Origin of the sequence: Modestobacter versicolor (assembly GCF_014195485.1) — a bacterium.
Lineage (GTDB): Bacteria > Actinomycetota > Actinomycetes > Mycobacteriales > Geodermatophilaceae > Modestobacter > Modestobacter versicolor.
The window spans coordinates 3580215-3597491 of sequence record NZ_JACIBU010000001.1 but is presented as its reverse complement, the minus strand read 5'-3'; the positions used below and the strand labels follow the sequence as shown (position 1 = coordinate 3597491).

Annotated in this window: 16 protein-coding genes; 7 read left to right on the top strand and 9 right to left on the bottom strand. The window is 73.6% G+C overall.

The genetic code is table 11. The features are described from left to right. Positions 1-15: 15 nt before the first annotated feature. On the top strand, positions 16-1767 hold the full coding sequence (locus FHX36_RS17600) for an L-lactate permease (RefSeq protein ID WP_110550973.1): 1752 nt from the start codon (positions 16-18) through the stop codon (positions 1765-1767). A 66-nt stretch (positions 1768-1833) separates the two neighbouring features. Here FHX36_RS17600 and FHX36_RS17595 read toward each other — a convergent pair whose 3' ends face one another. From FHX36_RS17595 to FHX36_RS24030, 7 genes are all read right to left on the bottom strand, one after another. Then, on the bottom strand, positions 1834-2412 hold the full coding sequence (locus FHX36_RS17595; RefSeq protein WP_110550979.1) for a MarR family winged helix-turn-helix transcriptional regulator: 579 nt from the start codon (positions 2410-2412) through the stop codon (positions 1834-1836). Then, complete coding sequence (locus FHX36_RS17590; RefSeq protein ID WP_110550974.1) at positions 2409-2840, bottom strand: heat shock protein transcriptional repressor HspR; 432 nt, start codon at positions 2838-2840, stop codon at positions 2409-2411. Before FHX36_RS17590 ends, FHX36_RS17595 begins: the two co-directional genes overlap by 4 nt. Beyond that, the gene (gene dnaJ / locus FHX36_RS17585; RefSeq protein ID WP_183513952.1) at positions 2837-4072 is read right to left on the bottom strand and encodes a molecular chaperone DnaJ; all 1236 of its coding nucleotides are present in this window, start codon (positions 4070-4072) and stop codon (positions 2837-2839) included. The genes FHX36_RS17590 and dnaJ overlap by 4 nt, the downstream gene beginning before the upstream one ends. 85 nt (positions 4073-4157) lie before the next feature. Further along, positions 4158-4853 (bottom strand): nucleotide exchange factor GrpE, encoded by a 696-nt coding sequence (grpE, locus tag FHX36_RS17580; RefSeq protein ID WP_110552110.1) that lies wholly within the window; start codon positions 4851-4853, stop codon positions 4158-4160. A gap of 64 nt (positions 4854-4917) precedes the next feature. Further along, complete coding sequence (dnaK, locus tag FHX36_RS17575; RefSeq protein WP_110552109.1) at positions 4918-6801, bottom strand: molecular chaperone DnaK; 1884 nt, start codon at positions 6799-6801, stop codon at positions 4918-4920. Positions 6802-6968: 167 nt separating this feature from the next. Next, the gene (locus FHX36_RS17570) at positions 6969-7970 is read right to left on the bottom strand and encodes an HAAS signaling domain-containing protein (protein WP_110552108.1); all 1002 of its coding nucleotides are present in this window, start codon (positions 7968-7970) and stop codon (positions 6969-6971) included. After that, positions 7967-8293 carry a PadR family transcriptional regulator gene (locus FHX36_RS24030; RefSeq protein ID WP_110552107.1) on the bottom strand — a complete coding sequence of 109 codons (327 nt, stop codon included), beginning with the start codon at positions 8291-8293 and terminating at the stop codon, positions 7967-7969. The genes FHX36_RS17570 and FHX36_RS24030 overlap by 4 nt, the downstream gene beginning before the upstream one ends. 543 nt (positions 8294-8836) lie before the next feature. On the opposite strand from FHX36_RS24030, the gene FHX36_RS17560 reads away from it, so the two are divergent. The 4 genes from FHX36_RS17560 (at position 8837) to FHX36_RS17545 (ending at position 14103) form a co-directional block, all read left to right on the top strand. Further along, positions 8837-11128, top strand: coding sequence for a (Fe-S)-binding protein (locus FHX36_RS17560; RefSeq protein ID WP_110552105.1), 2292 nt, complete (start codon positions 8837-8839; stop codon positions 11126-11128). 73 nt (positions 11129-11201) lie between these two features. Next, the gene (locus tag FHX36_RS17555) at positions 11202-11762 is read left to right on the top strand and encodes a hypothetical protein (RefSeq protein WP_110552104.1); all 561 of its coding nucleotides are present in this window, start codon (positions 11202-11204) and stop codon (positions 11760-11762) included. A 34-nt stretch (positions 11763-11796) separates the two neighbouring features. After that, on the top strand, positions 11797-12762 hold the full coding sequence (locus FHX36_RS17550; protein ID WP_110552103.1) for a DUF389 domain-containing protein: 966 nt from the start codon (positions 11797-11799) through the stop codon (positions 12760-12762). A gap of 45 nt (positions 12763-12807) precedes the next feature. Then, on the top strand, positions 12808-14103 hold the full coding sequence (locus FHX36_RS17545) for a CynX/NimT family MFS transporter (protein ID WP_258372710.1): 1296 nt from the start codon (positions 12808-12810) through the stop codon (positions 14101-14103). Here FHX36_RS17545 and FHX36_RS17540 read toward each other — a convergent pair. Next, on the bottom strand, positions 14100-14873 hold the full coding sequence (locus tag FHX36_RS17540; protein WP_110552102.1) for a class I SAM-dependent methyltransferase: 774 nt from the start codon (positions 14871-14873) through the stop codon (positions 14100-14102). The two genes, FHX36_RS17545 and FHX36_RS17540, sit on opposite strands and share 4 nt — an antisense overlap. Positions 14874-14948: 75 nt before the next feature. After that, positions 14949-15554, bottom strand: a complete 606-nt coding sequence (gene dcd, locus FHX36_RS17535) for a dCTP deaminase (protein WP_110552101.1) — start codon at positions 15552-15554, stop codon at positions 14949-14951. A gap of 137 nt (positions 15555-15691) precedes the next feature. Between dcd and FHX36_RS17530 the strand changes: the two genes are divergently transcribed. Together FHX36_RS17530 and FHX36_RS24025 are read left to right on the top strand one after the other, a co-directional pair. Then, the gene (locus FHX36_RS17530) at positions 15692-16270 is read left to right on the top strand and encodes a PAS domain-containing protein (RefSeq protein ID WP_110552100.1); all 579 of its coding nucleotides are present in this window, start codon (positions 15692-15694) and stop codon (positions 16268-16270) included. Beyond that, positions 16267-17232: a methyl-accepting chemotaxis protein gene (locus FHX36_RS24025; RefSeq protein ID WP_221202951.1), complete on the top strand. Its 966-nt coding sequence runs from the start codon at positions 16267-16269 to the stop codon at positions 17230-17232. Before FHX36_RS17530 ends, FHX36_RS24025 begins: the two co-directional genes overlap by 4 nt. The last annotated feature ends 45 nt before the right edge of the window (positions 17233-17277 follow it).

The following is a 17277-nucleotide window of genomic DNA, read 5'->3' as shown; positions in this document are numbered from 1 at the left end:
CAACGAGGTGAGACCGTGTTCGAACAGGTGCTGGACCCCGTCAACGGGTCCCTGGGGCTCTCCGCCCTCTGTGCCGTCCTGCCCCTGCTGACCCTGTTCGTCCTGCTGGGCGCGTTGCGGGTGAAGGCGTGGATCGCCGGCCTCGCCGCGCTGCTCGTGGCGCTGCTGGTGGCGGTGGTGCTGTACTCGATGCCCGTCGACCAGGCGCTGCTCAGCGCCACCGAGGGCGCCGCGTTCGGGTTCTTCCCGATCCTGTGGATCGTCCTGAACGCCATCTGGGTCTACAACCTGACCGTCGAGACCGGGCACTTCGACGTGCTCCGCCGCTCGTTCGAGAAGGTCAGCCCCGACCAGCGGATCCAGGCGATCATCATCGCCTTCTGCTTCGGCGCCCTGCTCGAGGCGCTGGCCGGCTTCGGCACCCCGGTCGCGATCACCGTGGTGATGCTCATGGCGCTCGGGTTCGCCCCGATCAAGGCCGCCGCGGTCGCGCTGATCGCCAACACCGCGCCGGTCGCGTTCGGCGCGCTGGCCACCCCCATCGTCACCCTGGCCACGGTCACCTCCGGCGTGAACGACGACGCCGGGCTGACCGTGGACAACCTGGGCGCGATGGTCGGCCGGCAGACGCCGATCCTGGCGATCGTCGTGCCGCTGGTGCTGGTCTTCGTCGTCGACGGCATGCGCGGTGTGAAGCAGACCTGGCCGGTCGCGCTCGTCTCGGGTCTGGCGTTCGCCATCGCCCAGTTCGTCGCCGCCAACTACATCTCGGTGCCGCTGACCGACATCATCGCCGCGCTGGTCTCCGCCGCCGCGATCGTCGCGATGCTCCGGGTCTGGACGCCGTCCGAGTCGCCCGACCTCGCCCGCCCGGCCCGGGAGACCGTGGCCGCCGGTGGGGGCGGCACCGGTGCCGGTGCCACCGTCGGCGAGGAGCTCGGCGACCGGCCCGGCAGCCAGGGCCCGCGCGACCCGGGTGCGCCGGCCAGCCGCGAGGACGGCCCGGTCGTGCCGGACACCCGCGGCGAGGTGCTCAAGGCCTACTCGCCGTACCTGATCATCATCGTGATCTTCTCGCTGGCGAACATCAGCGCGGTCAAGGAGGCGCTGGCGGCCTCGCCGTGGACGACGGTCTTCGCCTGGCCGGGGCTGGACGTCTTCGGGCCCGGGTCGGACACCGAGCTGTCCTCGACCAACTACACCTTCAACTGGCTGCCGGCCGCCGGGACGCTGATGATCCTGGCCGGCATCCTGACCGCGATCGTGCTGCGGGTGTCGCCGGCCCGGGCGCTCAAGGCCTACGGCCGCACGTACGCCGAGCTCAAGTGGGCGATCGTCACGGTGATGGCGGTGCTCGCGCTGGCCTACGTGATGAACCAGTCGGGGCAGACCACCACGCTGGGCGCCTGGCTGGCCCAGACCGGCGCGTTCTTCGCCTTCCTCTCCCCGATCCTGGGCTGGATCGGGGTGGCGGTGACCGGCTCGGACACCTCGGCGAACGCGCTGTTCGGCGCGCTGCAGGTGCAGACGGCCGCCGGCGCGGGGCTCGACCCGGTGCTGCTGGCCGCGGCCAACACCTCCGGCGGCGTGCTGGGCAAGATGGTCAGCCCGCAGAACCTGGCCATCGCCGCCGCGGCCGTGGGCATGGCCGGCAAGGAGGGCGAGCTCTTCCGGAAGGTCTTCGGCTGGAGCCTGGTCCTGCTGCTGTTCATGTGCGTGATCGTGGTGCTGCAGTCGACCGACGTGCTGGGCTGGATGATCCCCTGAGCTGACGCACGAACGGCCCGCCCCGGGTTCCCGGGGCGGGCCGTTCGTGCGTGTGCGGGTGGGTCGTCAGCCGCCGGTGACCTCGGCCTCGCGGGCCTCACCGAGCCGGTTGAGCCGGCCCAGCAGGGTGGCCAGGGTGGCGACGTCGGTGGTCTCCCAGCCGGCCAGGTCGGCCTCCCAGCGGGCGCGGCGGGCGTCCCGCAGCCGGCTGAGCCGGCGGTGGCCCTCCGGGGAGGTGGACAGCACCTGCGCGCGGCCGTCGTCGGGGTCCGCGGCGCGGTCGACCAGCCCCAGGTCGACCAGCGACGCGACCTGCCGGCTCACCGTGCTCTTGTCCAGGCCCAGCCGGGCGACGACGTCGCTGGCCCGCAGCGGGCCGGCGTCGTCGAGCAGCACCAGCAGGCCGTAGGCGGCGCCGTCCAGGTCCTGGTGCAGCTCGCCGGCCAGCCGGCCCTGGATGGCACGGGAGCGGCGCAGCAGCAGCGCGATCTCCCGTTCCAGGGCCACGTAGGCCGCGTGGCTGTCCGGCGCAGCGCCGTGCGGGGCGGCACTGCCCGGGGAGGCGCTGTCCACGGAGGCGCGCGGGGCGCTGTCGACGGTCACACCGTTGAAGACGACCGGTGCGGGCTCGACGTTCCCGGTCACGCGTGACCGCCCGGCCGCCACACCACCAGCGCGGAGCTCGAGGTGCGCGGCACCAGGTCGCGGCGGTAGGCCGCGGAGACGGCGGACTCGGCGGCGATTCTGCGGGTCTCGGCGAGCTCGAGCTCGTCGAGCAGCTCCGCGACCCGGGTCTGCAGCGCCTCCACCCGCGACTCCAGCTCGATGATCCGCTTGATGCCGGCCAGGTTGACGCCGTCCTCCTGGCTCAGCCGCTGCACCTCCCGGAGCAGCGCGACGTCGCGGGGGCTGTACCGGCGGCCACCGCCCGGGGTGCGGCCGGGGCTGACCAGCCCGAGCCGGTCGTACTGGCGCAGCGTCTGGGCGTGCATGCCGGCCAGCTCGGCGGCCACGGAGATCACGAACACCGGTGCGTCCTCGGCGAACGACCGACCGGCGTCGGGCATGGTCATCGGGCACCTCCGTCACGCAGGACGGCCGTGATCTCCGGCCGCGGGTCGTCGGGCAGCTCGGCGGCGAGCTTCTCGATCGCCTCCCGGGCGCCGGGGGTGAGCCGGGCGGGGACGGCGACCTCCACGGTGACCAGCAGGTCGCCGGAGGCGCCCTTGGTCTGCACCCCGCGGCCGCGGACCCGGAAGGTGCGCCCGCTGGCGGTGCCGGCGGGGACCTTGAGCGACACCGAGCCGTCGAGGGTGGGCACGGTGAGCGTCGTCCCCAGCGCCGCCTCGGCGAAGGAGACGGGGACGGTCAGGGTGAGGTCGTTCCCGCTGCGGCCGAACAGCTCCGAGCCGGTGACGTGCACGACCACGAACAGGTCGCCGGCCGGCCCGCCGCGGCGCCCCGGGGCGCCCTTGCCGGCCAGCCGGATGCGCTGGCCGTCCTTGACCCCGGCCGGGATCCGGACGGTGATGGTGCGGGTCTGGTTGGTGACGCCGGTGCCCTTGCAGTCCGGGCACGGGTCGTCGACCACCGAGCCGGTGCCGCGGCACTCGCGGCAGGGCTCGGAGAAGGCGAAGGCACCCTGGCTGCGGCTGGTGACGCCGGCGCCGTTGCAGACCGGGCAGGTGTGCGGGCTGGTGCCGGGGCGGGCCCCGTTGCCGTGGCAGGTCGGGCAGGTGCCCGGGCTCTGCATCCGCAGCGGCACGGTCACGCCGAGCACGGCCTCGTCGAAGGCGAGCGTCGCCTCGGTCTCCACGTCCTGGCCGCGGGCCGGGCCGGACGCGGCCTGCTGGCGGCCGCGGGTGCCGGCACCCGCACCGGCCGGGCCGCCGGTGAACAGCCCGCCGAAGATGTCGCCGAGCCCGCCCGCGCGGCCGGCACCACCGGGGGCACCGGCGCCGCCGAAGATGTCGCCGAGGTCGAAGGGCTGGCCGCCGGGGGCGCCGGCGGGGAAACCACCCGGGAAGCCACCGGGCGCGCCGGCACCGGGGCGGAAGCCGCCGGAGCCGAAGAGCCGGCGGGCGTCGTCGTACTCCGCGCGCCGCTTCGGGTCCGAGAGCACGTCGTAGGCCTCGGAGACCTCCTTGAAGCGGGTCTCGGCCTGCGTGTTGCCCGGGTTCTTGTCCGGGTGCAGCTCACGGGCCAGCTGGCGGTAGGCCTTCTTGATCGCCGCGGCGTCGGCGTCCTTGGCGACGCCCAGGGCTGCGTAGTAGTCCTTCTCGATGAAGTCCCGGGTGCTGCTCATCGGGCGCCTCCTCTCTGCTGGGCTGCTGACGGGCCGGTCCACCCTCCGCGGTGCGGAGGGTGGACCGGGCGGACGGGTGTGGTGCTCAGCCGGCGGCCGGGCCCGCGCCCGGCTGGTCGTCGGCGGTGCTGCCGGCGACCGGGGCCGCGGCGGGGGCCGGGGACTCCGGGTCGGTGACGCCGACCATGGCCGTGCGCAGCACCCGGTCGCCGCGCCGGAAGCCCGGGCGCAGCACCGTGGTGGCGGTCGGCTCGGTCACCTCCGGTGAGGTGTCGTGCAGCACCGCCTCGTGCAGCGCCGGGTCGAACGGGTCGCCCGGCGCGCCGAACGACGTCACGCCGAGGCCGTCGAGCAGCCCCAGGACGCGGTCGGCGACGACCTTGAAGGCACCGGTCAGGTCACCGTGGTCACGGGCCCGCTCGATGTCGTCGACGATCGGGAACAGCTGGCCGGCGAACCGCTCGGCGGCCTGGTCGACGACCAGGACCCGGTCGCGCTCCACCCGCCGCCGGTAGTTGGCGTACTCGGCGGTGACCCGCTGCAGGTCCTCGGTGCGCTCGGCCAGCTGCCGCGCGGCGTCGTCGACCACCACGCCGTCCACCGGCTGGTCGGCGACGTCCGCCGGCATCTCGTGTGCGTGCTCGCTCATCTGCTCTCCCTGCTCCGGCGCGGTGCCGGCCGGCTGGTCACCGGCCGGCACCCGCGCCGCACCGCTGGTCGGGTCGATGCGCCGCTTGTCGCGGATGACGACCCGCGGCGCCTGCTCGTCCTGCTGGCTCATCGTCTCCCCCCGGGTCCACCGGCCCGGTCACCCGGGCCGGTGGACACGCACGTGGACGGCGAGGTCACTTCTTGTCGGGGTCCTCGTCGACGATCTCGGCGTCGACGACGTCGTCGTCGGCAGCGGTGCTGCCGGTCGCGCCGGCACCCGTGGCACCGGTGTCGAACCCGCCGTCACCGGCACCCGCCGCGCCCGCCCCGTCGGCCTGCGCCTGCGCGTAGAGCGCACCGCCCACCTCCTGGGAGACCCGCGCGACCTTCTCCTGCGCGGTCTTGATCGCGGAGATGTCCGAGCCGCCGAGGGAGGAGCGCAGCTCGGTCAGCGCCTCGCCCAGCTCCTCCTTCTTCTCGGCCGGGATCTTGTCGCCGTTCTCGGCCAGGAACTTCTCGGTCTGGTACTGCAGCGACTCGGCGAGGTTGCGGGTCTCGGCCTCGTCGCGGCGCTTCTTGTCCTCCTCGGCGTGGGCCTCGGCGTCGCGCATCATCCGCTCGATGTCGTCCTTGGGCAGGGCCGACCCACCGGTGATCGTCATCGACTGCTCCTTGCCCGTGCCCAGGTCCTTGGCGGACACGTGCACGATGCCGTTGGCGTCGATGTCGAAGGCGACCTCGATCTGCGGCACGCCGCGCGGCGCCGGCGGCAGGCCGGTCAGCTCGAACATGCCGAGCTTCTTGTTGTAGGCGGCCATCTCGCGCTCGCCCTGGAAGACCTGGATCTGCACGCTCGGCTGGTTGTCGTCGGCCGTCGTGAAGATCTCGCTGCGCTTGGTCGGGATCGTGGTGTTCCGCTCGATGAGCTTGGTCATGATCCCGCCCTTGGTCTCGATGCCCAGGGACAGCGGGGTGACGTCGAGGAGCAGGACGTCCTTGACCTCACCGCGGAGCACACCGGCCTGCAGCGCGGCGCCCACGGCGACGACCTCGTCGGGGTTGACGCCCTTGTTGGGCTCCTTGCCGCCGGTGAGCTCGCGGACCAGGTCGCTGACGGCCGGCATCCGGGTGGAGCCACCGACGAGCACCACATGGTCGATGTCGGCGACGGAGACGCCGGCGTCGCGGATGGCCTGGTTGAACGGGGCCTTGGTGCGGTCCAGGAGGTCCTGGGTCAGCCGCTGGAACTCCGCGCGGGTGATCGTGACGTCCAGGTGCAGCGGGCCGTCGGCACCGGCGGTGATGTAGGGCAGGTTGACGTTGGTCGACTGCGCGCCGGAGAGCTCGATCTTGGCCTTCTCGGCGGCCTCGCGGAGGCGCTGCATGGCCAGCTTGTCCTTGGCCAGGTCGATGCCGCTCTGCGCGTTGAAGGTCTGCACCAGGTGCTTGACGACCCGCTCGTCCCAGTCGTCGCCGCCGAGCTTGTTGTCACCGGCGGTGGACTTGACCTCGATGACGCCGTCGCCGATCTCCAGCAGCGACACGTCGAACGTGCCACCACCGAGGTCGAAGACCAGGATCGTCTGCTCGGTCTCGCCCTTGTCCAGGCCGTAGGCCAGCGCGGCGGCGGTGGGCTCGTTGACGATGCGCAGGACGTTGAGCCCGGCGATCTCACCGGCCTCCTTGGTGGCCTGGCGCTGGGCGTCCTCGAAGTACGCCGGGACGGTGATGACGGCCTCGGTGACCGGCTCGCCCAGGTAGGTCTCGGCGTCGCGCTTCAGCTTCTGCAGCACCCGCGCGCTGATCTCCTGCGGGGTGTACTGCTTGCCGTCGATGTCGCCGGTCTTCCAGGTGGTGCCGATCTCGCGCTTGACGCTGCGGATCGTGCGGTCGACGTTGGTGACCGCCTGGTTCTTGGCCGACTGGCCGACCAGGACCTCGCCGTTCTTGGCGAAGGCGACGACCGACGGGGTGGTGCGGGCACCCTCGGAGTTGGCGATGACGGTGGGCTCGCCGCCCTCGAGGACCGCGACGACGGAGTTCGTCGTGCCGAGGTCGATACCGACTGCTCGTGCCATGGAAGGACTCTCCTGTGCGTTGCTGACGGGGTGGTGCTGGTCCGGTAGCCGAGGGCCGCCGCGCGCTGCGGTGTCTTGCGCGGGGTCCGCTCAACTTTCCTGCCCACCCTAACGGCAGCCCTCGCGCCGGTGTTCCCGAGGGGCGCCGCCGTCGTCGTCAGCCCTGCTCAGCCCCCCGACCCGGGCGCCGTCGTCGGCCCGGCCGTGGCCGGGGCGGGGAAGACCGGCAGCGGCACCTCCGGGCGGGCGACCGTGGCGTCGCACTGCGCCGGGTTGCCGAAGCCGTCGACACCCGAGGGGTCGACGACGTAGGTCTGCGGGAAGGCCTGCGGCACCGGCACGCCGTCGGCGGCCAGCGGCTGCCGCAGCACCCGGGCGCAGCCGTCGGCCCACCACTCCTGCAGGCCGACCTGCAGCGGCCGGCCGTCCTGGTCGTAGAGCAGCACGCCCTCGAGCGGGGTGCCGTCGGAGGCGTAGGGCAGCACGTCGGTGACCGGGCCGTACCGGGAGACCAGCGGCTGGTCGCCCACGGCCACGTCGTAGGACGACGCGTAGGCGACGCCGCCGTCGTCGTAGGACGGCGAGCCGCCGACCGCGGTCAGCCCGACCAGCGCCAGCAGCGCCCCCGCCGCGTTCACCAGCAGGCCGACCGGCCGGGGCAGCTGCCGCCGGCCCAGCGCGACCGAGGCCGCGATCGCGGCCAGCACGAGCACGAAGCCGAGCAGCGGGCTGCCCAGCGGCTCGGGCACCGGGACGCCGACCCAGCCGTAGGTGACCAGGCACGGCACGGCGACCACCAGGTAGCCGCGGAGCACCCACCAGCCCGGGCGCAGCTCGTGCAGCAGCTGCCGGACCTCACCGGCGAGCGGGTGCGCCCGCAGCCGGTCGACCTCCCGCCGCAGCTGCGCCGTCCGCGCCGGCGACCGGGCGGCCCCGCGGGCCGGCAGGCCGGCGGCGGCGCGCAGCTCCTCGGCGTAGGCGGCCGGCGAGCCGAGCCGGATGAGCACCGGGCAGTCGTCCCCCTCCTCGGCGAGCGCCTCCAGGTGCTGCTCGAGGTCCTCCAGCAGGGCCCCGCGCTCCTCGGCGGGCAGGTCGGCGAGCTCGGCCTCCACGTCGCGCAGGTAGTCGCGCGCCTCCTGCGCGATCCCCGCCGGCGCCGGCGCGCTCACGCCGACGCCCCGGCGAGCAGGCCGTCGACGGAGTCGACGAACGTCCTCCACGTCTTGCCCGAGTCCTGCAGCACCGAACGCCCCCTGTCGTTGATCGCGTAGTACTTGCGGTGCGGTCCCTCGTCGCTGGGCACGACGTAGGACGTCAGCGCCCCTGCCTGGTACAGCCGGCGCAGCGTCCCGTAGACCGAGGCGTCGCCGACCTCCTCGAGCCCGGCGGCCCGCAGCCGGCGGACGACGTCGTAGCCGTAGCCGTCGGCCTGGCGCACGACGGCCAGCACCGCGACGTCGAGCACGCCCTTGAGCAGCTGGCTGGCGTCCACCGCACCTCCTCCGCGACGCCGTCCGGTGACGGTGTCCGCAGTAGTGCACCATGCGCGGTAGTGCGCACCGACGAGGACGCCCGGCGTGTCGCCCGGACCGACCACGCGCCGACGCTGCGGATCTCCCGCTGCAGCGCGTGTCCGGCGGCGTTCGCGCGGGGCTCGCGACCCGGCTGTCCACAGCTGCGCCTGCGCCGCCCGGACCGTCCGTGCGGTCGGGCTCGCGGACAGCCGGGCCGAGTCCCCGCTGGAGACGCGCGGCCGGCTGCGCATCGCGGGCGCCGGCCTCCCGCCGCCCGAGCTCCAGGTGGAGATCCGCACCGGGGACCGACTGCTGGCGGCGTGGTGCGGGCCGGCTGACCGACCACGCGCCCGCGCTGCCGGACCCGCCCGGTGGCGCGGGGTCGGCGGCACCAGCGCGCGTCCCGTCGCACCGCGGTGCACGGCGGCGCCTCGTGTTACTGGCGAGTAGCCTGTGGCCGCCCCGGTTAGTGTCCGTGGCCGGGTGGGCGACGACGCCCGCGCACGCACGAGAGGGAGCTCATGGGCCCGTTGCAGATCGTCCTCGGCACGCTGGCCGTGGTCCTCCTGGTCGTCTCGGTGGTCTACGCCACCAAGGCGGTCCGCGCGATGCTGCGGATCTTCAAGGCCGGCCAGCCCGACCCCACCCGGCTGCGCCCGGTGGGGCCGCGGCTGAAGACGCTGGCCGTCGAGTCGCTCGGGCACACCCGGATGCTCAAGTGGTCGGCCATCGGCGCCGCCCACTGGTTCGTGTTCGTCGGCTTCTACGGGCTGTTCCTCACCCTGGTCGAGGCGTTCGGCGAGGTGTGGAACCCGGAGTGGCACCTGCCGCTGATCGGCGAGTGGGCGCTGTGGAACCTCTTCGTCGACCTGATCGGCACCGGCACCGTGCTCGGCATCCTGTACCTGATCTACCGGCGGCAGAAGGACCACCCGCGCCGGCAGGGCCGGGCCAGCCGGTTCGCCGGGTCCAACGAGGGCCGCGGCTACTTCGTCGAAGCCGTCGTCCTGACCATCGGCCTGTGCATCCTGCTGATCCGCGCGATCAAGGTGGCCGCCGACCTGACCGACGCCCCGGCGTGGTCGCACCCGGTCTCCGGGGCGCTCGCGAACATCGTGCCGGCCAGCCCGGACCTGCTGTCGGTCGTCGCGTTCGTCAAGATCGTGGTCAGCCTGGCCTGGCTGATCACCATCTCCCGGGTGCTCAACATGGGCGTCGCGTGGCACCGCTTCAGCGCGTTCTTCAACATCTACTTCAAGCGCGAGGACGACGGGAAGGTCGCGCTCGGCCCGCTGCAGCCGATGACCTCCGGCGGCAAGCCGATCGACTTCGAGGACCCCGGCGAGGACGACGTCTTCGGTCGCGGCAAGATCGAGGACTTCACCTGGAAGGGGATGCTGGACTTCACCACCTGCACCGAGTGCGGGCGGTGCCAGAGCCAGTGCCCGGCCTGGAACACCGGCAAGCCGCTGTCGCCCAAGATGGTCGTGATGGACCTGCGGGACCACCTGTACGCCAAGGCCCCGTACCTCACCGGCGCGTCCAAGGCCTCCGACGAGGCGCCGAACTTCGCCGACTTCACCACCCTCGAGCCCAGCGACGAGCAGGTGTGGGCCTCCGGCTACGCCCGCATCCAGGGCACCAACGACGCCCAGGCGCACCGGCCGCTGGTCGGCACCCTCGAGGAGGGCGGGGTCATCGACCCCGACGTGCTGTGGAGCTGCACCAACTGCGGCGCCTGCGTCGAGCAGTGCCCGGTCGACATCGAGCACGTCGACCACATCATGGACATGCGCCGCTACCAGGTGCTGATCGAGTCGTCCTTCCCCTCCGAGGCCGGCGTGATGATGCGCAACCTGGAGAACCGCGGGAACCCGTGGGGCGTGGGCGGCAACGTCCGCGAGGAGTGGACCAAGGAGCTGGACTTCGAGGTCCGGAAGGTCGACGGCGCGATCGAGGACGACGTCGAGTACCTGTTCTGGGTGGGCTGCGCCGGCGCCATCGACGACCGGGCCAAGAAGGTCACCAAGGCCGTCGCCGAGCTGCTGCACATCGCCGGCGTGGAGTTCGCCGTCCTCGGCAACGGGGAGACCTGCTCGGGCGACCCGGCCCGCCGGATGGGCAACGAGTTCCTCTTCCAGCAGCTGGCGCAGGAGAACGTCGAGACGCTCAACGCCGTCTTCGAGGAGCGCCCGGCCGGACGGCGGAAGATCGTCGCCACCTGCCCGCACTGCTTCAACTCGATCAACCGCGAGTACCCGCAGCTGGGCGGCGACTACGACGTCGTGCACCACACCCAGCTGCTGGGCCAGCTGGTCGAGGAGGGCCGGCTCACCCCGGTCACCCCGATCGACCGCAAGGTCACCTACCACGACCCGTGCTTCCTGGGCCGGCACAACAAGGTCTACACACCGCCGCGCGAGATCCTCGACTCGGTGCAGGGCCTGACCACCCAGGAGATGCACCGCTGTAAAGACCGCGGCTTCTGCTGCGGCGCCGGCGGCGCGCGGATGTGGATGGAGGAGAAGATCGGCAAGCGGATCAACGTCGAGCGCACCGAGGAGGCGCTCGAGCTCGATCCCGACGTCATCTCCACCGCCTGCCCGTTCTGCATCACCATGCTCAGCGACGCGGTGACCAGCAAGAAGCAGGCCGGCGAGGCGAAGGAGCACGTCGAGGTGCTCGACGTCAGCCAGATCCTGCTGCGCTCGATGGCGCCGGCCGGCGCCCCGGGCACCGAGTCCGGACCGGGCGTGGGCACCGTGCCCGACGACCCGGCCGGCACCGGCTCGGCCGCCACCCAGCACGACTGAGAGGACCCCGTCCTCCTCACCCCTCGCACGCTCGGGGTGAGCCTCTGGACGGGGCCGGAGGCACACTGACGGCGTGAGCTTCATCTTCGGGGGCGTCCGGGGCCGTGAGGACCCGGAGCTGGTGGCCGGCAACCGGCGCACCCGGATGCACTACGCCCGCGACGTCAACGACCAGCGCGCGCTGGCCGACGACCGGCCGACCATCCGCCGCAGCCGGAACTGGACCTGGCTCGCGGTGGCGGTCGTGGTGATGGCGGTGCTCGGCTTCGCCGGCAGCCGCGGCGCCGAGGACGTGCCGCTCGCCGCCGACTGCGACACGGTGGCCATCGGCGTCGCCAGCAGCCAGGTGACCGCCGGCCAGGCGCTGCGGTACCGGCTGACCGGGCCGGACGAGACCGCGTACGTCGTCACCCTCGACGGCACCCCGGTGCGCGGCAACGCCGGCAGCACCGTCTCCTACACCCCGACGGCGGCCGGGCCCGCGCTGCAGCTGCAGCAGTGCCTGAGCCCGACGCTGCTGCTGGCCGCACCGGCCGGCGACGGCCCGCACGAGCTGGCCGTGCTGCGGGTCGCCGACGACGGCACGACCGAGCAGGTCGCCACCACGACGGTGACGGTGAGCGGCACCCGCTAGCCCGGGGTACGGGCGGCCCCGGCACAGTGGCGCCGTGCTCCTCCACCTGCGCATCACGGTGCCGGCCGACCGCTCCGCCGCCGTCCACGAGCTGCTGGACGACTGCCCCGGCGTCGCGCACCTCGCCGTCGTCCCGGGCGCCTCGGTGCGCCCGGCCGGCGACCTCTTCCTCGTCGACGTCGCCCGCGAGTCCGCCGACTCGCTGGTGCACGGGCTGCGCGAGCTGCACGTCGACCGGGACGGCGGCATCGCGATGGAGAGCGTGGACGCCGCGGTCTCCCGGACGGCGGAGGAGGCCGAGCAGCGCGCGCCGGGCGACGGGTCGGACGCCGTCGTGTGGGAGCAGGTGATCCGGACGACGGCCACCGACGCCGTCCTGTCGGTGTCCTTCCTCGCCTTCCTGACCATCGCCACCCTGCTGGCCGCGATCGCCGTGGTGACCGACTCGGCGATCCTGGTGATCGGCGCGATGGTGTTGGGCCCGGAGTTCGGCCCGCTGGCCGCGCTGGCCGTGGGCCTGGTGCACGGGCGCCGGACGATGGCCCGGCGGGCGGTCGTCTCGCTGGCCGTCGGCTTCGCGCTCGCGGTCGCCCTCACCGCCGCCGCGGCGGCGCTCGGCCGGGCGCTGGGCTGGTTCGGACCCGCGCTGCTCGACCAGGAGCGCAGCGCCACCTACTTCATCACCCACCCCGACCGGTGGTCGCTGGTCGTGGCGGTGCTGGCCGGTGTCGCGGGGGTGCTCTCGCTGACCTCCGCCCGGTCGGGGGCCCTGGTCGGCGTGTTCATCTCCGTCACCACCGTGCCGGCGGCCGGGGCGATGGCGCTGGGGCTCGCGCTCGGCGACGCCCGCGAGTTCTGGGAGGCGACGGCCCAGCTCGGGATCAACGTGGCCGGCATCCTCGTCGCCGCGTCGAGCACGCTGGCCGTGCAACGGGCGCTGTGGCGCCGGGTGCCCCGGGTGGCTCCCCGGGTGCAGCGGGTGGGGCACGCCCGGGTCTGACCCGCCGCGAGGGACCGGGGCACCGCTGGAGGAACATGAGCGGACGTGACCGTCGCTCCCCCGCCGACGACCGTGGACCGCCGCGGGCTCGTCCTCGTCGGCGCCGCCATCGTGCTGACCGGCTTCAACCTGCGCACCGCGGTGAACAGCGTCGGCCCCGTGCTGCAGGAGATCGAGCAGGGGCTGGGCATCTCGTCCGGCCTGGCCGGGCTGATCACCAGCATGCCGCTGATCTGCTTCGCGCTGATCGGCTTCGCCGGGCCCCCGCTGGCCGCCCGCTACCGCGACGGGCACGTGCTCGCCGCCGCGCTGCTGGTGATGACCGTCGGCCTGCTGCTCCGGGTCGCCGTGCCGAACGTGTGGCTGTTCCTGTTCGGCACCGTGCTGACCATGGTCGGCGGGGCGCTGGGCAACGTGCTGCTGCCCGGCCTGGTGAAGCGGTGGTTCCCCGAGCGCACCGGGCTGCTGGTCGGTGCCTACAGCACGGCGCTGGCCATCGGCGGCGGCGTCGCGAGCATCTCCACCGCACCGATCGCCGAGGCCGTCGGCGCCGACGGCTGGCGCTGGAGCCTGGGCATCTGGGCCGTCTTCGCCCTGCTGGCCGCCCTGCCCTGGCTGTTCGTGCCCGCCCGCCCGGGCGCCTCGCGCGGCTCCCACACCGCGGTGCGGCTGCGCGCGCTCGGCCGCAGCCCGCTGGCCTGGACGATGGCCGCGTTCTTCGGCCTGCAGGCGATGCAGGCCTACGTGATCGTCGGCTGGACGGCGCAGTACCTGCGCGACGAGGGCATGTCCGCGCACGCCGCGGGGGCCCTGGTCGGGCTGAACGCGCTGATCGTCATCCCGCTCAACGCCGTCGTTCCGCTGGGTGCGGTCCGGCAGCGGCTGCAGCGGCCGATGCTGCTGGCCTTCGTCGCCTGCTACCTGGCCGGCTGGACCGGCCTGCTGCTGGCCCCGCTGACGCTCACCTGGCTGTGGGTCTCGCTGCTCGGGCTGGGCATGGGCACCTTCGCGATGATCCTGGCGCTGCTGGGCATGCGGGCGCGCACCCCGGAGTCGGTGGGCGCCCTGTCGACCGTCGTCCAGGGCTGGGGCTACGCCCTGGCCGGCGTCGGCCCGCTGCTGGTCGGCCTGCTGCGCGGGCTCACCGGCGGCTACACCGGCATGTTCGTGCTCGTGTACGCCGGCGTGGGGCTGCTGCTGGTCACCGGCTGGCTGATCTGCCGGGAGCGGTACGTCGACGACGAGGTGCCCGGCCTGGTCAGCGGCGGCTCCGCCCGGGCCGACCAGCCCGACGTCGAGGTGGCCGGCGCGGAGCCCGCCGTGACCGTCCCGGAGCGCTAGGCCGGGAGCTGCAGGGCGCGCAGCAGCTCGGTCGAGCGGTCGCGCTGCACCTGCGGCGAGCGGGTGAGCAGCGCGACGGCGACGACGTAGGAGTCGTCGCCGGCCCAGCCGTGGCCCTCGGCGGTGAGCCGGGCGATGTGCTCGGCGACCTTCGGCTCGCGGCTGTAGGCGCCGAACTCCAGCCCCATCGCCAGGAAGTTGGCCACCTGGTAGCCCAGCTCCCCCGCGACGGCGAGGGTGGCGGCCGGGTCGGAGTAGCTCGGCAGGGCGACGAGCAGGTGGTCGAAGCCGGCCTTGAGCAGCCGCAGCACCAGGTCGTTGCCGTACCAGCCACCCCACAGCTCCGGCATCAGGATGTCGCCGTCCGGGGCGGGGATGTAGGGCGGGTTGGCGATCACGGTGGAGACCTGGCTGCCCGCGGCGGAGCCGGCCCAGGCGAAGAAGTCGCCGAGCTCGACGTCGTAGCGGTCCTCGACGCCGAGACCGGCGATGGTCTGCCGGGCCCGCTCCACGGAGGTCGCGCTGATGTCCGTGCCGTGCACGGTGAGGCCGGGGACGGCGCGGACGACGTGCGCGATCGCCCGGGCGTCACCGCTGCCCAGCTCCGCGACGCCCTCGGTCTGCCACGGCACGACGGTGGCGTACTGGGTCAGCAGCAGCTGGACGGAGAAGGCGTAGTGCGCGGATTCCTCAGCGCAGTCGAAGAAGCCGTCGACGACGTGGTTGCCAGACGGCGGGGGCAGCAGAACAGCGGTGTCCCGGGGGTCCATGACGAGCTGCCTACCCCACTGCACGCAGCGTCACTCCGGTTGGGCACGACTGTTCACCCGACCGTGCGGTGCTGGTCAGGCGGGCGGAGCCGCGGCGTCGGGACGGCGGGTGTCGGCGCGGCTGAAGTTGCGGAACGACCGGGACGGCGTGGGGCCGCGCTGGTCCTGGTACCGCGAGCCGTAGACCGCCGAGCCGTAGGGGTGCTCGGCGGCGGAGCTGAGCTGGAACAGGCACAGCTGCCCGATCTTCATCCCCGGCCACAGCGTGATCGGCAGGTTGGCCACGTTGGACAGCTCGAGGGTGATGTGCCCGGAGAAGCCGGGGTCGACGAAGCCGGCGGTCGAGTGGGTGAGCAGGCCCAGCCGGCCCAGCGACGACTTGCCCTCCAGCCGGGCGGCGAGGTCGTCGGGGATGCTCACCACCTCCAGCGTCGAGCCGAGCACGAACTCGCCGGGGTGGAGCACGAACGGGTCGTCGCCGGAGGGCTCGACCAGCGTGGTCAGGTCGTCCTGCTGCAGGGCCGGGTCGATGTGGGTGTACCGGGCGTTGTTGAACACCCGGAAGAACCGGTCGAGCCGGACGTCGATGCTCGAGGGCTGCACCATCGCGTCGTCGTAGGGCGCCAGGCCCAGCCGGCCCGAGGCCAGCGCGGCGCGGATGTCGCGGTCGGACAGCAGCATGGCGCGGAGTCTAGGGACCGCCACCTGCGGCGTCCGTCCCGTCCCACCGGCCGGGGTCCGGGACGGGCCCCCGGCTGCCGATGACAGATCCTGCCCGGCGCGGTGCCGGAACGGCAGGAACACGTACGAGGAGCGGCATGAGCACAGCGGTACAGGCTCCCCCGGCGCACCGCCCGGGCCGGCAGTCCGTGCGGCCGACGGGCGTCGAGCGGACCTTCGCCGCCGACGAGCTGATCGTGTCCAAGACCGACACCCGCGGGGTCATCACCTACGCCAACGACGTCTTCCTGCGGGTCAGCGGCTACGGCCTGGAGCAGGTCATGGGCCAGCCGCACAACCTCATCCGGCACCCCGACATGCCCAAGGCCGTCTTCAGGCTGCTCTGGGACACCCTGGCCGCCGGGCACGAGCTGTTCGCCTACATCGACAACCTCGCCGCCGACGGCGCCAACTACTGGGTGCTGGCGCACGTCACGCCGTCCTACGGGCCCGACGGCACGGTGGTCGGCTACCACTCCAACCGGCGCAGCCCGTCGCCCCGGGCGATCGCCCGGGTCCGGCCGCTCTACGCCCAGCTGCTGGCCGAGGAGCGCCGGCACGGCAACGGGCGGGCCGCGGTGGAGGCGTCCAGCCGGTTGCTGGACCAGCTCGTCGCCCAGCAGGCGGCGTCCTACGAGGAGTTCATCTGGTCGGTCGTCAGCGGGGAGGAGCAGTGAACGTGCGGCGCCGCACCCAGGGCAGCGGGGACGTCGACCCGGCCCGCGAGCTCGAGCTGTACCGCGCGGTCGTCCGGCAGCTGACCGCCGCCTGCGAGGCGGCCGCCGCCGGTGACCTGGAGGCGCGCAGCCGCCCGGTGCCCGGCTTCGAGGAGGTGCCCCAGCTGGTGGCGCTGCACGACGGGGTCAACCGGGTGCTCGACGTCTCCGACGCGTTCGTCCGCGAGGCCGGGGCCGCGCTGACCTCGGCCGCGGAGGGCCGGTTCCACCGCCGGCTGCTGCTCACCGGGCTCTCCGGTGCCTACCGGCGCGGCGCGGAGGTCATCAACAGCGCCCGCGGGGCCATGCGGGAGTCGGCGGCCCGGGTCGCCGAGGCGCAGACCTCGCGGCTGCAGCTGGCGGACGACTTCGAGTCGGTCGTCCTGGGCATGAGCGAGCAGGTCGCCACCGCGTCCACCGAGCTGTCGGCCTCGGCGGCCGGCCTGACCCAGGCGGCGTCCGCGGCCCGCACCGAGGTGCAGACCGCCCGCGGCACGATCTCCTCGCTGACCCGCTCCTCGGCGGAGATCAAGGAGATCATCGCGATGATCGACTCGGTCGCCGCGCAGACCCGGCTGCTGGCCCTCAACGCCACCATCGAGGCCGCCCGCGCCGGCGAGGCCGGCCTGGGCTTCGCCGTCGTCGCCTCCGAGGTCAAGGACCTCGCCGACGAGACCGCCAGGGCCACCGACCGGATCACCCAGCAGGTCGAGTCGATGCGGGCGGCCTGCGACGACGTCGCCGACGTGATGAGCAACGTCGGGACGACGGTCGAGGACATGAACGGCCTGGTCGACGGGATCGCGGCCGCGGTCGACGGCTCGGCGTCGCTGGGCCCGGCCGACGACACCACCGGCCTGTCCCGGATGGCGGAGAAGCTGCGCTCGGAGATGACCGGGTTCCTGGGGGCGATGCGCGGCTGACCCGCGGTCACCCGATGGGGCGAACCCCACCGCGGCCGCTCCAGC

Bases quoted from the DNA above. Each gene is read 5' to 3' on its own strand.
- FHX36_RS17590 (WP_110550974.1), bottom strand. From the start codon at position 2,840: ATGACCATGCCCGACGCCGGTCGGTCGTTCGCCGAGGACGCACCGGTG.
- dnaJ (WP_183513952.1), bottom strand. From the start codon at position 4,072: ATGAGCAGCACCCGGGACTTCATCGAGAAGGACTACTACGCAGCCCTG.
- grpE (WP_110552110.1), bottom strand. From the start codon at position 4,853: ATGAGCCAGCAGGACGAGCAGGCGCCGCGGGTCGTCATCCGCGACAAG.
- dnaK (WP_110552109.1), bottom strand. From the start codon at position 6,801: ATGGCACGAGCAGTCGGTATCGACCTCGGCACGACGAACTCCGTCGTC.
- FHX36_RS17560 (WP_110552105.1), top strand. From the start codon at position 8,837: ATGGGCCCGTTGCAGATCGTCCTCGGCACGCTGGCCGTGGTCCTCCTG.
- FHX36_RS17540 (WP_110552102.1), bottom strand. From the start codon at position 14,873: ATGGACCCCCGGGACACCGCTGTTCTGCTGCCCCCGCCGTCTGGCAAC.
- dcd (WP_110552101.1), bottom strand. From the start codon at position 15,554: ATGCTGCTGTCCGACCGCGACATCCGCGCCGCGCTGGCCTCGGGCCGG.
- FHX36_RS17530 (WP_110552100.1), top strand. From the start codon at position 15,692: ATGAGCACAGCGGTACAGGCTCCCCCGGCGCACCGCCCGGGCCGGCAG.